Source organism: Gracilibacillus sp. HCP3S3_G5_2, from assembly GCF_052063305.1.
Taxonomy (GTDB): Bacteria; Bacillota; Bacilli; order Bacillales; family Amphibacillaceae; genus Gracilibacillus.
Map to the genome: position 1 here is coordinate 1 of NZ_JBQHXU010000022.1, position 17,950 is coordinate 17,950.

A 17,950-nucleotide genomic window follows, 5' to 3' on the forward strand; every position below is an offset into this window, starting at 1 on the left:
GCCCATTTAAAACACTCCTTTAGCTTTATAGTTATTATTCTACCAAATAAAAAACTGTGTGAGTAAGAAACCGTACGCATTTCTTACTTACACAGTTTATATTACACTCCCTGCAAGGCTTTAATCGTGTTCTTGCCCAAATATTTATCCTGCTTAGATCCAACTTTTGCTTGTAGTTTTCCAACCACAAGACTACCTCCCTTGCCAAAAGTAATTCCAGATCCAATAGCTTCAGTAACATTATTACGATATTGATTAGATATAACACCATCGACAACGCTGTTTAGTGCCTTCTGGAGAGCAGTAGTTGTTTCACTTCCCCAATATCCATCTTCGGATATAGATACGTTATATGATTTATTGTCATTGCTACCTTTTGAATTAAGTGAGGGTCTTTTTCCTGCTTGTAATTGTGAAATGGATAATCCACCATCCATTTGTAAATGAGGATAATCTTTAAATGAAGTCCAATCTCCTCCCCATTCAAAGCCTAATGATTTAGCAATTTCTGCTACACGTTTCCAATCAGAATTCACAGTCCATAAAGCTTTTTTACCATCATCACTTACTAAGAAATAATCAACGGCTAGACCATAATTGTGATATGATTGTCCACCCTTTGCATTAGTTACAACTTTACCTGAAGTAGTTCTACCTTGTGCATATAGTTCATTTTGTCGAGCATTACTACGGTATCCTTCTGATATTTGTACGTAAATTCCCTCTTTGTATGCTCGTTTAATCACTTCAATAGCTGCTTCTTTTACTACTGAATTAATTTTACTTCCCATATTTCGTTCTGATCTATCCAGTAATGTTTTTAATGATACTGTCATTTTATCTAACTCCTTTTAAAAGTTTTTGAACATAAAAAAGAACAGGGAAACAAATCCCTACTCTAACAATTAATTATTTATTTGCTTTTCGTTCTTTAGCCTTCTCCGACCAATCATTGTCTTTCCAATGATTCCATGCTTCAATCGCAAACATAAACACAATAGATACACCGCTTACAATTTGTTCATTGTCGAATGGAAGTAATTCATAACCCATAATTAATGCACTAGAGTTTATGGATACTAAAATCCATGCAACTAAGCGCACCCATTTGTTATTAATTTTGCTCAATTTTTCTTTTAACATTTAAATTCCTCCTGTACTAGCAATAATTAGTCCTAACAAAGCCATAACAATTGCTCCAACAATAATTCTTAATATCCAAGTTGTATTATTTTTAATAGCAGTTACATCTTCCTTCATGTCTTTGATATTCGATTCAGCAACAGCTAACCTTGTCTTAACATCTGACATATCGTCTTCTAATTTTTCTACTCTTTTTTCCAAGACGTATACCCCCTTTTATTACAATAAAAAAAGCACCTCATTTTAAGATGCTTGTTAATAACTCATTTCTATTCGTTTTTCTTCTTCATCTAAAGCTCGACATAGCATTGTAAATAACACTTTGAATTTGTCAAAATCATTATACTCATCGTCTTTAAGATACAATCCTCTTAAAAACCTCTCAAAATTTGATTTTCCTTTAACCATTTTCTTCATATCTACATCCGTTATTTTATAATCTATATTGTGAGCGAATTTATTCCTAAAAGAATTAATTCCCAACAATACATTTTTAATACTCTTATCTTCTATTGCTCCTAGTGCATATGCTAAATCAACTTTCATTGGAAAATTTAGTTTTGCTACATCTATTTCATTTTTATTTACTAAGGACGATTCGATTAAACGAATCAATTTGGATTCTATAATGAGATGTCCTCTTATAAATACTTGTAAAGGGTCATCCGATAATATATTGATTATCATATTCTCAAAATCTTCAGTAATATGTGAATGTAACATTATAATCTCCTCCTCTTTATCACAATTCGACAAAAAGGAGGAAATTCCTTCAATTCATTTATTGTTTTTATTACTTTTCTGTTATATCAGCGTTTTTAATAGCTTCTAATACTTCTCTAGCAATTTTTGTAGTATCTTCTATTTGTTCTAATGTTCCACCAAATTTAATGGATTGAACAACTTCTATTAAAAATTCACTATGTTCTTTTTTATCAATTTTCATTATATCACCTCTAAGACATATTAATTGTAGCTAATGTTCCATCTGTATTTACTTTTATACGCCACAAACCACCGTTACTGTCCTCCAACATTACACCTTTTTGACCTGTAAATAATAAGTCAGCATCGGTTGCCAATCTTCCAAACCTTGCACGGTACAAATGTGTGTCTCTACCATTTCCTTCGCCCCAAGACATTGCACCTGAGGCTTCTATTACAAATCGGTAATCTGTATCATTTGTTACTTGTACTCCAAAAACCCTCCTAGATGAATCGGCATGATCCAATACAAACAACGGAGTCATAGTCTCTTGACTCATCCCTTCAACTCTAACTGCTTGATTTGCACTTCTGATATGTAATTGATGAGTTGGATTAGACGTACCCATCCCAATTCTTGAATTTAATCTGTCCATAAACATAACACTACCTACTGGTTCACCGTTATCATCTCTAGGTATAAAACGCAAATTGTTATCATTATCCAGTCTTATAGTAAAACGTCTTTCATTATCTTCAATCTCTGTACTGTCGGAAAATTCTAAGTCTCGATTGCCACCACGACCACCAATACGTAAAATGCCATATCCAACTGTAAAATCAGCAGATGACGTTTTAATATTGGTGTGATCTTGATCAAATGGGAATGCCATTCTTGTTTGTAAAGCCCCATTGGAGTCACTTACCTCAATTGACCAATGATTATGAGGATCTGCATCTGGATTGTTTGCTAAATCGTGTGCTCCTACCCATGCTTTTAATTCAGGAGTGTCGGGATCTGTTGCTGCATCCCACCAACCTATAAACGGTTTTGCACCATGATTTTTCCACATTAATTGTAAAACATCACCTGCGTGATCATTTGGCTTATTTGATTTAAGATAAGATTCTAATATAATCCTGCTCGTTTTATGATTCGAAGAGTTAGGATTATCAGTTGGCTCTGACTGAAGGTATAATATACCGTCCATCGTATCACCACTTTTTGAAACCTTTTCTTGTTCTAACGATGTTAAAGTTGGTGCATAATCTTGTTCTAATTGTGTTAATTTTTGTTCTATTTCAGTTGCTAATGCTGCTTCATCAAATTCACCATCAATAATCGCCTGTGCTACTTGTCGTGACCAATCAGCCACTTCAGCAGTAGCTTCCATAGATGATGCTAATGCTTCACGAACATCTCGACCGTATATTTCTGTTCTAACTTTGTGTGCTAATTCTTCAATATTTTCAGGTATTGCCACTATGCATCTCTCCTTCTTGTTCGTTGTTTAATTTCCTTTGCTTTATTACTTAATACCTCTGCCATTTCTTTTAATTTATCGGCTAAAGTTTTATCCATTAAAAAAGACCTCCTAATTGTCTTTAAGGGTCTGTACATCTTGATATAATTGATCTAAATCAATTTGTTGTGTAACTGTTAACAGTTCTAATTTGTCTTTTAAATCATCTAGATTTATATTGTTTATTACTTCAATTAAATCTAGCTTAACTTTATCGTCAGCTATCATTAATCCATCAGTAGAATGAGTAACAGGCTCATAAATAGGTATATCGTCTAACGAATCATTTAAATCATCTATTGCAGTTTGCAAATTATCAATAGCTTCATTTAATTCAGGCAGGTCAGCATTGTTTAGTAAATCCTTTACATTGTCTACCTCATTTTTGGTATTGTCCACTTCGTTTAGTAAATCACTAATACGTTGCGATTGATTATTAATCGTATTTTCTAATGTAACAACTCTTTGAGCAGACCTATTAGCTTCTGCTTGGTATTCCTTTAGTGTTTTAAATTTGTCTCCAATGGTTAATGAATCATCTTCTGGAGCATTTATATCAATAGACTTACCAATTACTCTTAGACGCTCATCAATTCCCATAATTGGATTATAAATGGGATATGTATTGCCAATATCAAAAGAATCATTTGCTTTACCTATCAATGATAGATCAACTACATCTACATTATATTGAGTGTAACTTGTCTTTTGATTAGCTATCCAATTCTGACCTGCTGTTAATAGATTACTAGGTATGGTGATATCATCCCATGTTTCACTACCGCCTTGTATTCCAAATTCAGCAATCAATTCAGGTGAATCAATATACGGAATACCATTGTTTACACTTTCAATTGTTAATCTAGCTTCAGATGCATCAGTATCGTCTTCATCTTCAGACTCTATACGTGTTCCTAATGGTGTTAAACGTGTAATAATTTCTGTTGGGTTTCTATCTCTGCTTAAACTTTTTAAATTCCTAGCAATACGTATTTCAGTATTACTATCAATTCCAACTCGATCAATTAAATCTAGATATCTAACTCCATTAGATTTGCGTATCTGTAACTCTCCTCCGATACGGTCAATTAATTTTTCAAATATTGTATCATAGGTATTGTCTTCAGCAGACAAATACAGATATAAATTGTTTGTTGAATTTGTCACGGTTACATTTCCAACTTCAAATTGTTTAAAGTCTTCAACTTGTTGATTATGGTAGGAAAGGATAGTGGTTAATAATTCTTTTGGTGTCCCTCGAAACTCTAAATGTCTTTGTTGACTATCGTGTAAATAAGCTAATTCACCTTCACATTCATATGATGTACTATGTAAACCATCTGATGTCATATTGTCACTAGGAGATAAAACTCTACCTTCAAAGACATATTGATTTGTCAATGTATTAAGCACATTTATGTGTGTCTTTAAAGGTTTTAATTTTCCATATGCAGGATTATTGGGAGTAAATTCTATGTTGAAGCTGTCTATTTTATTTATTTCCTTTTTTATTTGACCATTTACCAACTTAATTTCGTTTATATAAGGACTATGTATGACTGTTTTATTATCATCATTAATAATTGCAACCTCATACATTTAAATCAACTCCTTATAAAACTCGAAAGATATTGATCCATTGCCTATTATCTTTATAGCGTTTTCACCTGTAGATAGGTTAAATCTATTATCTTGAGTTTCACCTGAGCTAATATTATAAGTGATATTATCCTTTTCGATTGTCATAGGAGTAGAAGCAACTACCTTAGGAGATGGATTAGATTTTCCTGTATTATATAAAATAACTTCTAACTCTCCATCAACATCAAATGATGTTTGTTGAGCAATATCTAACTCAAAATTAAAATCATCCCATATATCATGACCTTCTTGTAATTCTGATACCATAAATGGGTAAGCTTCAAATTCTACAGTCAATACTCCTGTACTCCAGTTTTCTTCAAAACTAGATTCGGACTGAACTTCAGCAATAAAATAATAATTAGGAAAGAAAGGATCTATAAGTTTGTGTTTCCCATTTCCATCCATAAGCCAATTAATTAGTTGTGTCTTTTTAACATTCATAAATTCCTTTTTATGAGGATGATTGATATCGACTACATTAAAACCATATACTAATTTTCTATTGGTGTAAGTTACATTTCCATAAATATCACTAAAATCATACTCTTGGTTAGAGAAAGGAATTTGCACCAATATTTTATTTTTACTCGGAATGCCTATTTCTCTGTCTGTAGTCATTGTTATACCAAAATCCTTATACGAATGTTTACCTTGGTACTCTATTCCACTATACATTAAGTTGCAAGCCCCCTCTCTTCTCTCCTTAGTCTCATACCGCCTTCTTGATCCATTGCATCACTAGTTAACTGTGCAAATGTTCTTCCGTCTACTTGTAGATAAATGGGTTGTTGTTGATTATTATTCATTCCATTTATCATAGCCTCCATTAATTCCAGCATTCTATTATTATTGGTTAGATTTTGCTGCTCTACATCAGGTATTGAGTTATCAGCTAATCTTTGACCAGCTTTAGCAACTCTACCACCCATTTGTTGCAATCCTTTTTCTAAACCTTCACCACTAAATTCACCAATTTCCATAAATACACGTGATGGAGACTTGATCCCTAATAATTTTTTAGCTCCATCAATTGCACCATCTACTACACCTTTAACCGATTCAACGACTTTGCCAGCCATATCTTTTACACCATTGATTAAACCTTGGATGATGTCTTTACCAATCTGCTTTAAGTCAATTCCACTTAAGAAATCCTTGACTTTATCCCAGATAGCCGAAATTGTAGAACGTATATTCTCCATTTGATCTGAAACAGCGTCTTTCATGCCTCGAAAATCGCCCTTAATCAATGACTTCAAGAACTTTAGACCATTTTTAAAGGTGTCTTTCCAAAATTGAATAATTCGCTTGATTATATCAACTGCCATATTTAGGTACTTACGGATAGCATCGGTAACAGACTTAAAGTTTCCATTCGTTTTGTCATCTATCCAATTTAGCGCATTAGTAAATGAATTCATGATTGATTTTAATAAATTGGTTAGAAAATTTAGTAATTTAGACCATATTTTTTGTCCAAATTCTACGACTTCATCCCAATTTTTATAAAGAGCGACACCTATTGCTATCAAAGCTGTAATGACTGCAATTACAATACCTACGGGACCCGTTAAGGCAGTAAATAATCCACCCAAAGCAGGTAATATAGTCATCAAATTACCGATAACGATAATGATCTGACCAACAACAAGCAAAATGGGACCCATTGCTGCTACTAGTCCAACAATTATCATAATTAGATTCTGCGTTTCTGGAGATAGATTTTTAAACCACTCCAATAATTCCCCTACTTTTTCACCAAATGATTGTATAGCAGGAATGACAGTATCTTGTATAATAGGCATTAATGTATCTTGTAGCATTGGTGCTAAATCTGCTCCAATTTGTAAGCCCATATCCTTTAATGTCTCTATCATCTTATCCATTTCAATTCTAAAATCATTGGCATCGTTTAGACTATCTTCACTCATGACACGACCTAATTCATGAGCTTCATCTTTAGCGTTTTGGATCTCATCAGCACCCATTCCCAATACAGGTGCTAAATCTGTCCAACTACCACCAAACAATTGACTAGCAATTGCATTTCGATCTTGTACATCTTCCATTTCAGACAGTATACCAACCATTGTGTCCATTTGATCTTCTGGAGACATATCTTTTAATTCATCAAATGACAATCCCATTTTCACTAATGCTTCAGTTGCTTTACCACCTTCACTCTCTAGTTGTGGTATTTTCTTAGTTAGATTTTCAACGGCACTAGTCATGGTATCCGAACTAACACCAGCTACAGTTGCAACATGTTCCCATTCTTGGATTGCATCTGTAGACATACCAGTTGTTTCGCTTAAGTCAAGTATGCTATCAGCCGCATTTCCTGAAGCTTGTGCTAAGCCTAATAAACCTGTTGCTCCTGCTGCTATTGGTCCCGTGATAAACTTAGTCATATTAGATCCTGCACCAGATACTTTTCCACCAACATCTTTAAGTTTTTCACCAGAGTCTTTCATAGTGTCAGAAAAGCTTTTTTGTTTACCTTGCACACTTTCTAACTGATCTTCATAGTGTTTTAGCTTACTTTCCGTCTCGACTACTTCACGCTGAAAGTCACGATACTGTTCTTCTCCAATCTCACCTTTTTCAAATTGTTGTTGAACTTCCGCTTCAGCACTTTTTAATTGATCTAATTTATCGCTAGTTGCTTCTACTTGATCAGCTAGTAATTTTTGCTTTTGAGCAACTAATTCAGTGTTGCCGGGGTTAAATTTTAATAGCCGTTCAACGTCACGCAATTCTTTATTGACATCACTAGAACGTTTATTGACATCTTGTAAGGCTTTATCAAGTCCTTTCGTTTCGCCTTCAAGTTCAATTTTTATACCCTTTACTCTTTTAGACAAATCATTTCACCCCCCATCTATAAAATGGGGTTCAATGACCCTCTATCTTTTAATAATTACTTCACTTTTACATCTTGTACATTTCGTTTCAATTGTTCCTTTTAGATTGTCACTAATAATAAACAAAAGCTTATTACATTTGTGACACCTAACTGATTCCTTTTCCATTGTTATCACCTTAAAATGCATCAAAATCTGACTGGTTGGCTTGCCTTGTTTTATTACGTTTAGGATCATTTTGATCAACAAATTCCTCTATATAATCCAAGCACATACCAACTGTCATATACTCTAAATCGTCATAGCTTAATTCAACTTTTTTACACATAAAAAGAAAGGAGTCAGTAGTAATTGGTTCACCACTTGACTCCTTTTTTACTTTTTTTTACCTTGTAAACTATGCATCATCAAGTCTTGTAATTCGGGCAAAACTTTCATAATTGGAAACTCATCAAATTCATCTAGCCATTCAATCGGTTCTGGAATCTCCTTATTAGCAGTCTTAGCCAATACCCAAATGATGTTATATAGAACTTCAAAATCTATGTATTGTAACGTTTCATAATCGATATCTTTACTATCTATTTTATCTTCACTAAGCTTATCTGCCATCTGCATAGCAGGAAACATTTTCATTAAATCAGCAAATAAATCTTTACCAAATTGTGATTTATACCGTAACATTGTCGATGCTGTAGATTTAAACGTTACTTGTCTACCATCAATTGTTAATGTTTTCTCCATTATTTACCTCCTTAGTTACGCTGACACTTTTTCATAAACTACATCATACCACGCATCATAAATAGTAGATGGTGTATTAGTTGTAGTCTTAGTCTTAACTGCATTATCTTTTACACGTGCACTTGCTACAAATGATAATTCAGTTGTATTAGGCTCAACAGAATCTGTCTTAGTTGTTCCAGATACTGTTGGACGGTTAGCTGAACAATTGTATAAAACGTGACGTGTTGCCTTTACATCTCCGTCAAATTCAAACATGAATGCAAATCTACTAGTTTTAGCATTAGTCTTTTCTGTTAATACTTCGTCTTCCTCATCTTGCTCTTCTCCAAGTACATCTACTGCAAAATGTTGTGGAATATTAGCAATAGTTAATGTTCCTTCATAGCCTTGGTTATTAGGTGCAGAATAATACAACATATTATCAGCAAAAAACTCTGTCATGTCACCTCTTGGCTCTAGTGTTAATTCTACAGTTCCCGGCAATCTTACAGGTGTGCCGTATACATCCTCATTTGTATCTGGATCTACCGTAATTGGTGCATAGTGTGCGTTTTTTACCCCAAAGTTTACTTTGTTTCCCATTTATACCACTCCAATTTCATAAATTTTTTGAAATAAATCTTCTGATTCTATATATCTTTGTGTTGATTCCCAAGCAATTTCGTGTTCGTCTAATAAGTTCTCAATAGCTTTTTCTGCTACTAAATCTTTTTTGTCTGTGTATAGTTCAATATCTACACTAGTTACTTTTTGATACGTCTTGTTGTCAGCATGGAAGTTTTCTGTATCAGGTGTAGTGTAGGTGATATACGGAATGCTTGGAGTATCTTTGAAATGTGAAAAAGCCACAGGATAACCTGTAGCTTCTAATAAATCTATTAACTTCATTAATGTCATCCCTTGATCACCTTCTCTACCAACCTCTCAAACTCTTTTATTGCATTTTGCTCATTTGGATAAATGTGAGATTGTCCGCTGACACGACCACCATTACGTTTTGCATGTCCATTTTCTAGCAAGTGTGTTAATTGAGGTTTTTTAGCATTGTGAACCACATAACCAGTTTTGGTTTTTTTAGCTTTCCAACCTTTAGCATACTCACTTGTCTTTTCTGGACTATCTTTTCTTAAATTTTTAACTGTATCTTTTGATACTTCTTTTTTAGCATCTTCCATACCTTCTTCTACTTCAGAAGTAAACTCTTTTAAAGCATCAGCAATTTGTTTAGCTATATCATCCATTACCAATCACCTTCTGACATGTCAACTCCATATACTCGTTGTCAATTCGATATGTTCTAATAACTGTATATCTTTCACCCTCAAACTCTACCAATTTTTGCTTAACATACTCGAAATTATGTATAGTAAACGCTATTTCAGGCTTCATGTCGTTAATAGAAGCATTATAAAATTCGCTTCGAGTAATAGATTTAGCATCACATAAAATAGTAGTTGGCGTTTCTACAGGAATTGGATTTTTTACTTTGTCATACTCAATAGTTTCTTTTATCAAGGTGACTTGATGATCAAATGTCATACTCATTATTCGCCACCTTCCTCATTCGCCTTTGAGTATTGACTAACAATAAGATTATGTAGTCTAAATTGTAAATGTCTAGGCATTGTCCCCAACTCATCTCTGTTCTCGTACTGCCATGTTGCATAATCTACAATAAACATTAAAAGGTTGGCATCAGACTCATCCAAAACCAACCCATTAATATTTTTTAATTCAGCAATTACACCTTCAATACGCTTTGTAAGGTATGTATCTCTAACATCAGACGTAATACCAAGTCTTGCTTTTAATATCTGTAAAGCATTTTGGATCATTTTAACTCAATCCTTCTTCAGCTTCGATTGCTTTATTTTTGCCTCTTACCTTTTCACCATTAGAAAGTAAATAATAGCCTCCACCTAAATGTTTAGGAGCATTATCTTTTGATTTTTTAATTTCAACTTTTATACCTTTTATTCTGTTTGGCGAATCATTTTCATCAGTATTATTAGGAGAACTAGCTTTAACAACTAGCTCCCCAAATTTGGTTGAATTAATTTGTTTAAATCGTTCTTCAGTTATTTCAAATATTTCGTTTTCTTCTCTATGTACCTTTTCTTTTTTATCGAAAAAATATCTAATAGCTTGTACCTTCAATCAACATACCTCCTATTATGCTACTGGAGTTTCGTCTGGTGTAAATGTAATGTAGAAACCTGCTGCATCATCAGTGTTTTGAACATCAAAGCGTACAAAGCCAGCTAATAATTGACCATAAATGTCGTTATCTACCCATTTAACTGATGCTTTTTTACGGTTAAACAGCGCAACCGCTTCCTTTGCATCACCAATGAAACCTACTAAATCTCCATCAGCTTCACCGATCATATCATCATCAAGTACAACTACCTCTTTACCAGATAAACGCTTACCAGATTCAACAGTAATGTCATCTTGAAGTAAATAACGACCATTTTTGTCTTTCAACGTATCTAATTCGTTATATAAAGAGGAGGAAATGAAAGCCTTAACATTATAAATCTTCTTAATGTCTTTGTTGATCACACCTTTAATTCCATCTAATCCTGTTACTTCTTTTGCTGTGGCATTTTTAAACGCTGCTGCAATCTCAGCATTTTTAGTATTTAAATCTTGGTCATCGATTTCTTCTGTGATTAGACCAACAACATCGTAATCTGCATCATCAATTGCTTCTTGGGATACAGGAATGTACCCACGGTAAGTTTCGATGTCATACGCTACATCTTCAATAACAGGTTTAGCTAATTCTGGATTATTCTTTAATTCTTCTACAGATACCATTTTACTTCCAGATTTTTTGATAAGTGGATATTTACCAGCACCACTATTAACTGGAACAACACGAACATACTTACTTAAATCAAGGGTGTCTTCAGGTTGTTTTTGAGCAGATAACAACTCTTCTGGGATAAGTGCCCCACCTTCTACAGATGTAAATCCATCACGTGCTTCACCTTTCGTTTTTACATAACGGTTAATACCTTCTCGTACTTCTAAATTCTCTTTACTCATTTCACGACTTCCTCTCTCATTATTTTTTGGTGTATTTTCGTTTAGTTGTTCGATTTCTTTCTCAATATCTTCAATCTCTTGTTCTAAATTTGTCTTTTCTTCATTCAATTCTTCTTGTTCTTTTTCTAATTTTGCAATCTCATCTTCTACAGTTGCTACTTCCTCTTCATTCTCTGCTTCTTCGATGGATTGTTCTAACTCATCGGCTCTTGTATTAAATCCTTCTTCTTTTTCGATTAATTCTTCTAAAGTTGACTTACGTTGCTCTAATTTTTTACTTAGTACCAGTTGCTTTAATGCCATTATTTAATCTCTCCCTTAATTGATTTTTCTTATGGTTTAACTTTTCTTGTTTAAATTTCTCTGCATCTTTTTTACGGGCATTGATGCTCGTTGTTGGATAAGCAGGAAATGTTACTGTCGAAACTTCCATTATGTCTGCATCTTGAACGATAAACTTTACCGATCCATCATCCCGTGTGATAGTATCTTCGTGAATTGGCATAAAACCGAATGAACAACCATGCATATCACCACGTTGAACTTTTGCATACACACTCATTGCTTCAGGATCATTTTCATTGATTTTTAATTTTCCCCAAAGCCCTTTATCATCTGCTATTAACTCTAATGTTCCATTACCAGTCCTACCTAATGGTGACTTTGAATCGTGATTGATTAAGCAATATATATCATTATTTTCTAGACTATTTTTAACTGCTGATGGTTTAATTTCTTCAAACATTCCAGGCATTAATTCTGTTTCCTCATTAAAACGAATAAAATATCCTTCAATGATCTTTTCATCACCTTCAGAATTTCTAGTTTTTAATTCAGAGTTAAAATACATTTCTCTTTGTTCCAATGTATATCACCTCCTTACAAGCATAATAAAAACACCCTGCTAACAGAGTGTTGATTGACTTACCTATTCATTTTCTTGATTTTGAATTAACTTACTTTGATCACCAATTTTGTCTGACGGTATGTAGTTTTCTAGCATAACTAATTCGTTCAATCCTTCTTTTGGAGACATACTTAACTTGTCTCTAACCTCATTACCTGTTGCCAATCCTTTTGTATACAAGTCGCTAAATACATCAGACAACTCTTTCAAATCATAGGCATACAAGCTATGAGCATTAAATTTAAAATACATGTCAGGACTAAATAACAATTTCCTAGTCAATTCTTGTTGAATACCTTGTGCTATAGGCATAATTGTAGATTTGATAAAGTTGTTATACTCATCTTTATCATAATTTCCTACACCTAGAAAAAATGGTGGTACACCCAACAAACCAGCAACAGTTTTCTTGTCAATTTCAACAGAATCATTGATTGCCAAATCTTTTAATGATAGCGGTTTAACTTGTTGTACTTCTAATAAATCCGCTGGAATAATCCACGGTTGACCTGCATTAGAAGATTCTAAATACTTTTTATAAACTTGGTTTCTACCTTCCTCGCTTGATATCTCGGCTGTGTTGGCATCAACCTTTACAATTAATGATGGATTATATCTGCCACTCATAAAATCTTTTTTTGTTGCCATTGCTGACTTTAAATTATTTACTAAGTCTCTCAAAACTATTCGATAACCTGTACCTATATACGGTCTATTAGGATCTGGATTAATGGTAAAATGCAATACCTCATCGTAGTTGTAAGTCTTATTATTATAATTCACTTTGTAAGCATCTACAGTGTCAATAAAACTAGTAATGCTAGGTGCTAAAGGCACTAAATCAGCAATCAATCCGTTACTAATTTTAGGATATACAACACTATTTCCATCACCAGATAAAAGTAAATTATAAACAATTAAATACATCCATTGCTTTCTAGTCATTAAACTATATGGATTAATATCAATCTTTTTAGCTAACTCATTTTTAACTCTAACATCACCATCATCTGTATTTTGCATTAAATGGATGGTCATAGATGATACTAAATCAGCAATTTTATGTACTGCTATCTTAACTTCTGGATTATCTGATAACCTCGTATAACCTACTATGTTTAAATCATTAGCATTACTTAAACTTTCAAACCATTTTTCTGTACTTGATGTAATTGGATTCGTACTCCTTGTTTTAAATAAAAATCCCAACGCTAATCACCTCCTTCATTTTCATCGTAGAAATAAAAGGCGATAATTGAGATCCCTATAAATAATAATCCAGTCACGATAAACCCTGTAATAATTGACCAAATAAAAAAGCCTATCGATAAAAAAGCCATACCGATAAGTAGTAAGATCTCTATCAAATTATCTTTTAACCAACTAATTTCAATCACCACCTTGTAACCATTTACTAGCTGAACTACTTTTTTGTAAATTTTTCAACATTTGCATACAACTAAAAACACTTGCATCAAATATATCAATACGCATATTAGGCATTACCTTCTCATATTTAATCGCATCGTCTGCTTGTTCGATACCTTTAACATTTTGCACACAATATTCATAAGCTTCACTATGTAAGTAATAAAATTTTTTATCTTTTACTTTTCTCTCTATATGCCTGAATCCTTCTGATTTCAAATGAAAATATTGTGGAGTCTCTTCAATTTTAAACCTTGCTTTTTTCATTTCCAAAAAGAACTCTCGTCCAAACTTGATATCAAATCCTACTTGTTTAATTTTAAATCCCATGCCTCTCATTGACTTAAACCACTTGACAATTTCTTGATGGTCAACTACTGCGGAATTAGTCATAGTTAAATGACCATCATCTAACCAACCAAACAAGGGTATATTATCCTCGTCTGCTTTAGAATATGCTGCTGGTCTTGGAAAAAAGGCATGTGTAACAACAATGTCTACATCATTGTAAGTACCATACAAAGCAGCAGCAGTTAAATCGTGCATCCGACTTAAATCTGCACCGCCATACCATTCAATTGGTAACTTTGCTAATTTTTCTAAAGTCCAATTATACTTACTGTCACTATTTCTAAACTCTTCAATGTTAAAGTATGATTTCATGCTAGAAGTATAAATATTCAAAGATTTTGCCAAGAAAGATTTCCTAGCTTGCGGGTCATTCTGTGCTTGTATAGCATCATTCATTAATTCTTGTGCAGATACAGATACATTGTAGTTAGGATTAGCTTTCTCATGCTCAATAGGATTGGTATAATCTACATCACCATTCTCATCTTCATCCGCTTTACAGATATATACAAAATATTGTTCGTCTTTAACTGACTTATCAAGTATCTTTTGACAATACTTCATACGGTTATAACAAAAACTGTTAGGATTGTCTCCTGCTGTTGTAATACCTATACACAAACTATTCCTGTAAGCCTTTCCGCTTTCTTTTATCGTATTGTAGTGTGATGCTGACTTATATAAATGCAACTCGTCTAATATTTGAATTAGTGTATTAAGCGAATCCATCCTATCACTATTACCAGCGATAGTTTCTATTCGTAAATATCCGTCTCCAAGATCACCAGATATACTATGTTCTTGGTTGTTATCCAAAACCCTAAAATTATTTTCTTCACCCATATTACGTAAATTAAATAATAGGAAATTAAATGATTGCATTGCTTGTTTTAGTTTTTCACCAACTATTACAATTTCTGCACTTGATTTTTTCTCTAATAAACCTAACCCAAAGCTTAAAGAAGCTGAGAATGGTGATTTACCTTGCTTCCTTGGGAGCATAATAAAACTTTCTTTGTATTTTCTTAGTTTTGTTCCTTTATGAAAGAAGCCTAACAAATTATAAACAACAAATTTTTGCCAAGGTTGCAATAAAAAAGGAGTACCCCTCAATGGATACCCCTCTTGATCTTCCCCTTTTTCGTGAACAAATAAGTTTTCAATTACTTGAATAACAAACTCTGCATCTTTAGGATTAAAATCATAATCTTCATTTTTTATATCATCTAAAAAACGCTGACATGCCTGTATCTGTTCTTTATTTGCTACCTTTTTACCACTGATAATATCATTAGCAAACTTCATTACTTCTTCATAATTTTTATGTTTATTGTTCAATTTGACTCAACGCCTTTGCCAACTTGGAAGTTCCTTCTTTTTCAACTTTGACCGATTCCAAAGACTTAGGATTTAAACAAAGGCGATCAGAATAGGTTGCAATATCTTTTCTCAAACTCTCAATTGCTGTATACAGTGGTACTTTTCGTTCATTAACCGCTCCAGCTTTATTAGTGTGTTGTTCTGTAATCTTATAATTCGATTCCTCAAATTGTTCTTCAAATACTTCATACTGATGAATCATACCAGCAAATATTTTTATCATTTTGTTGTATTCCGTTTTGTATGTACCGAGTGATTTCATTTCCTTAACTATGTTATTCTCTATTGTTTTCTTTTTCCTCGCCATTAGTTATCACCCCTTTTTCTCTAGCATTCGCTCTATTGGAAAAAGTTCCCCTTCCATTGGTATCCCCCTTACTCTCCCAAGGTATTGAGAGGTGGGGGTATAATAATTATTATTGCGACACTTAATATAATCTACTACAACAATTTACTATTCTCTACTTTGTCTCTTACTCTCTCCATCCACTTCTTACCTAACTCTGTCAACTCACCAGTAAATCTATTATGCATTTTACCATGACACTTTTTACATAAAGAGATTAAGTTATTACTGACCAATTTGTACTCAGGATAATCCTCAAGTGTAAAGCAGTGATGAACTTCTTTGGCAGGTGTAACCTTCCCATATCGTTTGCACTCTCGACATTCGTACTTATCCCGTCTTAATATATTGGATCTCTTTACCTTCCACTTTTTTAATAAATAAAATGGATTGGTCTTTTTAAACACAACCAATCACCAATCCCCATATTTTTTATACATAGTATCAAACGTACTCTTACCTGCTTTATAAATTAATAAAGAATAAATTAATCCAAGCACATAGATTCCAGCAACAATGCAACCTATTAATATATAGCTAATACTTAACACGGTCAGCGTATTAAGTAACCAAGTAACACCTAATGCAATAGCGACAGCTGTTTTAACAAACCAACCAAATATTAACGCTGACAATAATGATTTACCCATTTACCTAACACTCCATTTCCTTTTTTGGATAATAAAAGCTTATTAACCCATCACTCTTAGGACATCTAAAAATCATCCATAACTTCCTGTGTAGCTGCTCTACAATAATCACAATGATCATTGTCGTCAACCATGCTTGCTAATGTTTTGTTAATCTTTTTTAACTCCTCATCAATATTTTCCCATTGCCTATAATTCTGCCAACTCGATTCTAAGTTCTTTTCGACAATGCTGATTAATGTATCTAATTTATTCATAAATTATTTCCCCTTTATTATTACTAATCATTCACACTATGTGTCACTTTTCTATTAAAATTTCTTGTCACTTTAATCTAGAAACGTTATTGTTAATCTAGGAGGTCGGTAATATTGGTAATACAAAAAATAAACCCATCTAGGCTTTTATTCAATATTGAACTTGAATCTCATTCCTCATACTCCGAGCATATTGAGTCATTCCTTCTAGATAAAACTAAATCCATTGAAAGAGAATTTGAGGACAGAGTAAAGGCATTAAGAATTAACAATGATGAGGAGGAAACTTTACTATACGAGTATCATTTCGAGGATACTCATCATTCATTTAAAAATGATTTTCCAATAATATTAAGAACGTCTCTTTTTCTATCAATGTATAGTCTCTTAGAAACTACACTAAGAAAGTTATGTAAAGACTTAGAAAATAATTTTACCCTTAAGTTGAAAGACGTTTATGGAAATGGTATAAAAAAAACCATAACCTATTTAACAAAAGTATGTAGCTTAGATATCTCAAAAGATCAGCAAGAGTTATTGGATTGTTACAATAAAATTAGAAATAAACTTGCTCATACAGGTCATAGAATAAGAATTAAAGAAGGTAAAGGAGCTACAAAAGACGATATACGGCTAAAAAACGCAGTTACAAAGGTTTCAGGTGCTAATTTAGATGATAATGAAGGGATACGCTTTGTCACATTTGACAAGGATTTTTGCGAAGTTTTCTCGCAAATTGTATCAACCGTAGTTAACAATCTATTTGATACAATAGAAGATGCTAAATCTTAGTGTCTTCTTATTTGATTATAATAAAAAGACAACCAAAGTAATTGGATGGGGCTTGTCAAGAAAAGTGTGTAAGTTATTCTAAATACTTTAACACACGTTCATTAAGGTGATCATGAATTAACAGCTGATTCATGACCATTGCCCATTGTTGAATATGGC

Annotated in this window: 26 protein-coding genes; 1 reads left to right on the top strand and 25 read right to left on the bottom strand. The window is 33.1% G+C overall.

Translation table 11 applies throughout. The features are described from left to right. Window positions 1-101: 101 nt before the first annotated feature. The 25 genes from ACTNEP_RS19865 to ACTNEP_RS19985 all read right to left on the bottom strand — a co-directional run bounded on the left by ACTNEP_RS19865 (window position 102) and on the right by ACTNEP_RS19985 (window position 16,999). Window positions 102-836 (bottom strand): M15 family metallopeptidase, encoded by a 735-nt coding sequence (locus ACTNEP_RS19865; protein ID WP_441163699.1) that lies wholly within the window; start codon window positions 834-836, stop codon window positions 102-104. Between the two features lie 73 nt (window positions 837-909). Then, entirely contained in the window at window positions 910-1,143 is a 234-nt protein-coding gene (locus ACTNEP_RS19870) for a phage holin (RefSeq protein WP_441163700.1), read from the bottom strand. Next, window positions 1,144-1,344: a hemolysin XhlA family protein gene (locus tag ACTNEP_RS19875; protein WP_441163701.1), complete on the bottom strand. Its 201-nt coding sequence runs from the start codon at window positions 1,342-1,344 to the stop codon at window positions 1,144-1,146. It lies immediately after the preceding gene. Between the two features lie 54 nt (window positions 1,345-1,398). After that, a complete protein-coding gene (locus ACTNEP_RS19880) occupies window positions 1,399-1,866 on the bottom strand; it encodes a hypothetical protein (RefSeq protein ID WP_441163702.1) in 468 nt (155 codons plus the stop codon). Window positions 1,867-1,936: 70 nt separating this feature from the next. Beyond that, entirely contained in the window at window positions 1,937-2,089 is a 153-nt protein-coding gene (locus ACTNEP_RS19885) for a hypothetical protein (protein ID WP_441163703.1), read from the bottom strand. Window positions 2,090-2,099: 10 nt separating this feature from the next. Continuing rightward, a complete protein-coding gene (locus ACTNEP_RS19890; protein ID WP_441163704.1) occupies window positions 2,100-3,332 on the bottom strand; it encodes a hypothetical protein in 1,233 nt (410 codons plus the stop codon). A gap of 111 nt (window positions 3,333-3,443) precedes the next feature. Beyond that, complete coding sequence (locus ACTNEP_RS19895; protein ID WP_441163705.1) at window positions 3,444-4,970, bottom strand: phage tail spike protein; 1,527 nt, start codon at window positions 4,968-4,970, stop codon at window positions 3,444-3,446. Beyond that, on the bottom strand, window positions 4,971-5,690 hold the full coding sequence (locus tag ACTNEP_RS19900) for a phage tail protein (RefSeq protein ID WP_441163706.1): 720 nt from the start codon (window positions 5,688-5,690) through the stop codon (window positions 4,971-4,973). It abuts the gene before it with no gap. Continuing rightward, window positions 5,690-7,879, bottom strand: coding sequence for a hypothetical protein (locus ACTNEP_RS19905; protein WP_441163707.1), 2,190 nt, complete (start codon window positions 7,877-7,879; stop codon window positions 5,690-5,692). The genes ACTNEP_RS19900 and ACTNEP_RS19905 overlap by 1 nt, the downstream gene beginning before the upstream one ends. Before the next feature lie 375 nt (window positions 7,880-8,254). Further along, window positions 8,255-8,623, bottom strand: a complete 369-nt coding sequence (locus ACTNEP_RS19910; protein WP_441163708.1) for a hypothetical protein — start codon at window positions 8,621-8,623, stop codon at window positions 8,255-8,257. A gap of 15 nt (window positions 8,624-8,638) precedes the next feature. After that, a complete protein-coding gene (locus ACTNEP_RS19915; RefSeq protein WP_441163709.1) occupies window positions 8,639-9,208 on the bottom strand; it encodes a major tail protein in 570 nt (189 codons plus the stop codon). Then, the gene (locus ACTNEP_RS19920) at window positions 9,209-9,523 is read right to left on the bottom strand and encodes a hypothetical protein (protein WP_441163710.1); all 315 of its coding nucleotides are present in this window, start codon (window positions 9,521-9,523) and stop codon (window positions 9,209-9,211) included. Next, a complete protein-coding gene (locus tag ACTNEP_RS19925) occupies window positions 9,520-9,867 on the bottom strand; it encodes an HK97 gp10 family phage protein (RefSeq protein WP_441163711.1) in 348 nt (115 codons plus the stop codon). The genes ACTNEP_RS19920 and ACTNEP_RS19925 overlap by 4 nt, the downstream gene beginning before the upstream one ends. Then, entirely contained in the window at window positions 9,860-10,171 is a 312-nt protein-coding gene (locus ACTNEP_RS19930; protein WP_441163712.1) for a phage head closure protein, read from the bottom strand. The genes ACTNEP_RS19925 and ACTNEP_RS19930 overlap by 8 nt, the downstream gene beginning before the upstream one ends. Beyond that, window positions 10,171-10,461: a phage head-tail connector protein gene (locus tag ACTNEP_RS19935; RefSeq protein WP_441163713.1), complete on the bottom strand. Its 291-nt coding sequence runs from the start codon at window positions 10,459-10,461 to the stop codon at window positions 10,171-10,173. The genes ACTNEP_RS19930 and ACTNEP_RS19935 overlap by 1 nt, the downstream gene beginning before the upstream one ends. A 1-nt stretch (window position 10,462) precedes the next feature. Continuing rightward, window positions 10,463-10,783 (bottom strand): hypothetical protein, encoded by a 321-nt coding sequence (locus tag ACTNEP_RS19940; RefSeq protein ID WP_441163714.1) that lies wholly within the window; start codon window positions 10,781-10,783, stop codon window positions 10,463-10,465. Between the two features lie 15 nt (window positions 10,784-10,798). Continuing rightward, window positions 10,799-11,983, bottom strand: coding sequence for a phage major capsid protein (locus ACTNEP_RS19945; RefSeq protein WP_441163715.1), 1,185 nt, complete (start codon window positions 11,981-11,983; stop codon window positions 10,799-10,801). Then, a complete protein-coding gene (locus ACTNEP_RS19950) occupies window positions 11,955-12,545 on the bottom strand; it encodes an HK97 family phage prohead protease (RefSeq protein ID WP_441163716.1) in 591 nt (196 codons plus the stop codon). The genes ACTNEP_RS19945 and ACTNEP_RS19950 overlap by 29 nt, the downstream gene beginning before the upstream one ends. Before the next feature lie 63 nt (window positions 12,546-12,608). Next, on the bottom strand, window positions 12,609-13,796 hold the full coding sequence (locus tag ACTNEP_RS19955; protein WP_441163717.1) for a phage portal protein: 1,188 nt from the start codon (window positions 13,794-13,796) through the stop codon (window positions 12,609-12,611). A 2-nt stretch (window positions 13,797-13,798) separates the two neighbouring features. Then, window positions 13,799-13,987 (bottom strand): hypothetical protein, encoded by a 189-nt coding sequence (locus ACTNEP_RS19960; protein WP_441163718.1) that lies wholly within the window; start codon window positions 13,985-13,987, stop codon window positions 13,799-13,801. Next, entirely contained in the window at window positions 13,977-15,704 is a 1,728-nt protein-coding gene (locus ACTNEP_RS19965; protein WP_441163719.1) for a terminase large subunit, read from the bottom strand. The genes ACTNEP_RS19960 and ACTNEP_RS19965 overlap by 11 nt, the downstream gene beginning before the upstream one ends. Further along, window positions 15,694-16,053, bottom strand: a complete 360-nt coding sequence (locus ACTNEP_RS19970) for a P27 family phage terminase small subunit (RefSeq protein ID WP_441163720.1) — start codon at window positions 16,051-16,053, stop codon at window positions 15,694-15,696. The genes ACTNEP_RS19965 and ACTNEP_RS19970 overlap by 11 nt, the downstream gene beginning before the upstream one ends. A gap of 134 nt (window positions 16,054-16,187) precedes the next feature. Then, complete coding sequence (locus ACTNEP_RS19975; RefSeq protein ID WP_441163724.1) at window positions 16,188-16,499, bottom strand: HNH endonuclease; 312 nt, start codon at window positions 16,497-16,499, stop codon at window positions 16,188-16,190. A 6-nt stretch (window positions 16,500-16,505) separates the two neighbouring features. Beyond that, a complete protein-coding gene (locus tag ACTNEP_RS19980; protein WP_441163721.1) occupies window positions 16,506-16,742 on the bottom strand; it encodes a hypothetical protein in 237 nt (78 codons plus the stop codon). Window positions 16,743-16,807: 65 nt separating this feature from the next. Continuing rightward, window positions 16,808-16,999, bottom strand: coding sequence for a hypothetical protein (locus ACTNEP_RS19985; protein WP_441163722.1), 192 nt, complete (start codon window positions 16,997-16,999; stop codon window positions 16,808-16,810). Window positions 17,000-17,113: 114 nt separating this feature from the next. On the opposite strand from ACTNEP_RS19985, the gene ACTNEP_RS19990 reads away from it, so the two are divergent. Then, window positions 17,114-17,791: a hypothetical protein gene (locus ACTNEP_RS19990; protein WP_441163723.1), complete on the top strand. Its 678-nt coding sequence runs from the start codon at window positions 17,114-17,116 to the stop codon at window positions 17,789-17,791. The last annotated feature ends 159 nt before the right edge of the window (window positions 17,792-17,950 follow it).

Bases quoted from the DNA above. Each gene is read 5' to 3' on its own strand.
- ACTNEP_RS19910 (WP_441163708.1), bottom strand. From the start codon at position 8,623: ATGGAGAAAACATTAACAATTGATGGTAGACAAGTAACGTTTAAATCT.
- ACTNEP_RS19985 (WP_441163722.1), bottom strand. From the start codon at position 16,999: ATGAATAAATTAGATACATTAATCAGCATTGTCGAAAAGAACTTAGAA.
- ACTNEP_RS19915 (WP_441163709.1), bottom strand. From the start codon at position 9,208: ATGGGAAACAAAGTAAACTTTGGGGTAAAAAACGCACACTATGCACCA.
- ACTNEP_RS19970 (WP_441163720.1), bottom strand. From the start codon at position 16,053: ATGGCGAGGAAAAAGAAAACAATAGAGAATAACATAGTTAAGGAAATG.
- ACTNEP_RS19980 (WP_441163721.1), bottom strand. From the start codon at position 16,742: ATGGGTAAATCATTATTGTCAGCGTTAATATTTGGTTGGTTTGTTAAA.
- ACTNEP_RS19900 (WP_441163706.1), bottom strand. From the start codon at position 5,690: ATGTATAGTGGAATAGAGTACCAAGGTAAACATTCGTATAAGGATTTT.
- ACTNEP_RS19935 (WP_441163713.1), bottom strand. From the start codon at position 10,461: ATGATCCAAAATGCTTTACAGATATTAAAAGCAAGACTTGGTATTACG.
- ACTNEP_RS19920 (WP_441163710.1), bottom strand. From the start codon at position 9,523: ATGACATTAATGAAGTTAATAGATTTATTAGAAGCTACAGGTTATCCT.
- ACTNEP_RS19885 (WP_441163703.1), bottom strand. From the start codon at position 2,089: ATGAAAATTGATAAAAAAGAACATAGTGAATTTTTAATAGAAGTTGTT.
- ACTNEP_RS19945 (WP_441163715.1), bottom strand. From the start codon at position 11,983: ATGGCATTAAAGCAACTGGTACTAAGTAAAAAATTAGAGCAACGTAAG.
- ACTNEP_RS19880 (WP_441163702.1), bottom strand. From the start codon at position 1,866: ATGTTACATTCACATATTACTGAAGATTTTGAGAATATGATAATCAAT.
- ACTNEP_RS19895 (WP_441163705.1), bottom strand. From the start codon at position 4,970: ATGTATGAGGTTGCAATTATTAATGATGATAATAAAACAGTCATACAT.
- ACTNEP_RS19865 (WP_441163699.1), bottom strand. From the start codon at position 836: ATGACAGTATCATTAAAAACATTACTGGATAGATCAGAACGAAATATG.
- ACTNEP_RS19870 (WP_441163700.1), bottom strand. From the start codon at position 1,143: ATGTTAAAAGAAAAATTGAGCAAAATTAATAACAAATGGGTGCGCTTA.
- ACTNEP_RS19925 (WP_441163711.1), bottom strand. From the start codon at position 9,867: ATGGATGATATAGCTAAACAAATTGCTGATGCTTTAAAAGAGTTTACT.
- ACTNEP_RS19930 (WP_441163712.1), bottom strand. From the start codon at position 10,171: ATGAGTATGACATTTGATCATCAAGTCACCTTGATAAAAGAAACTATT.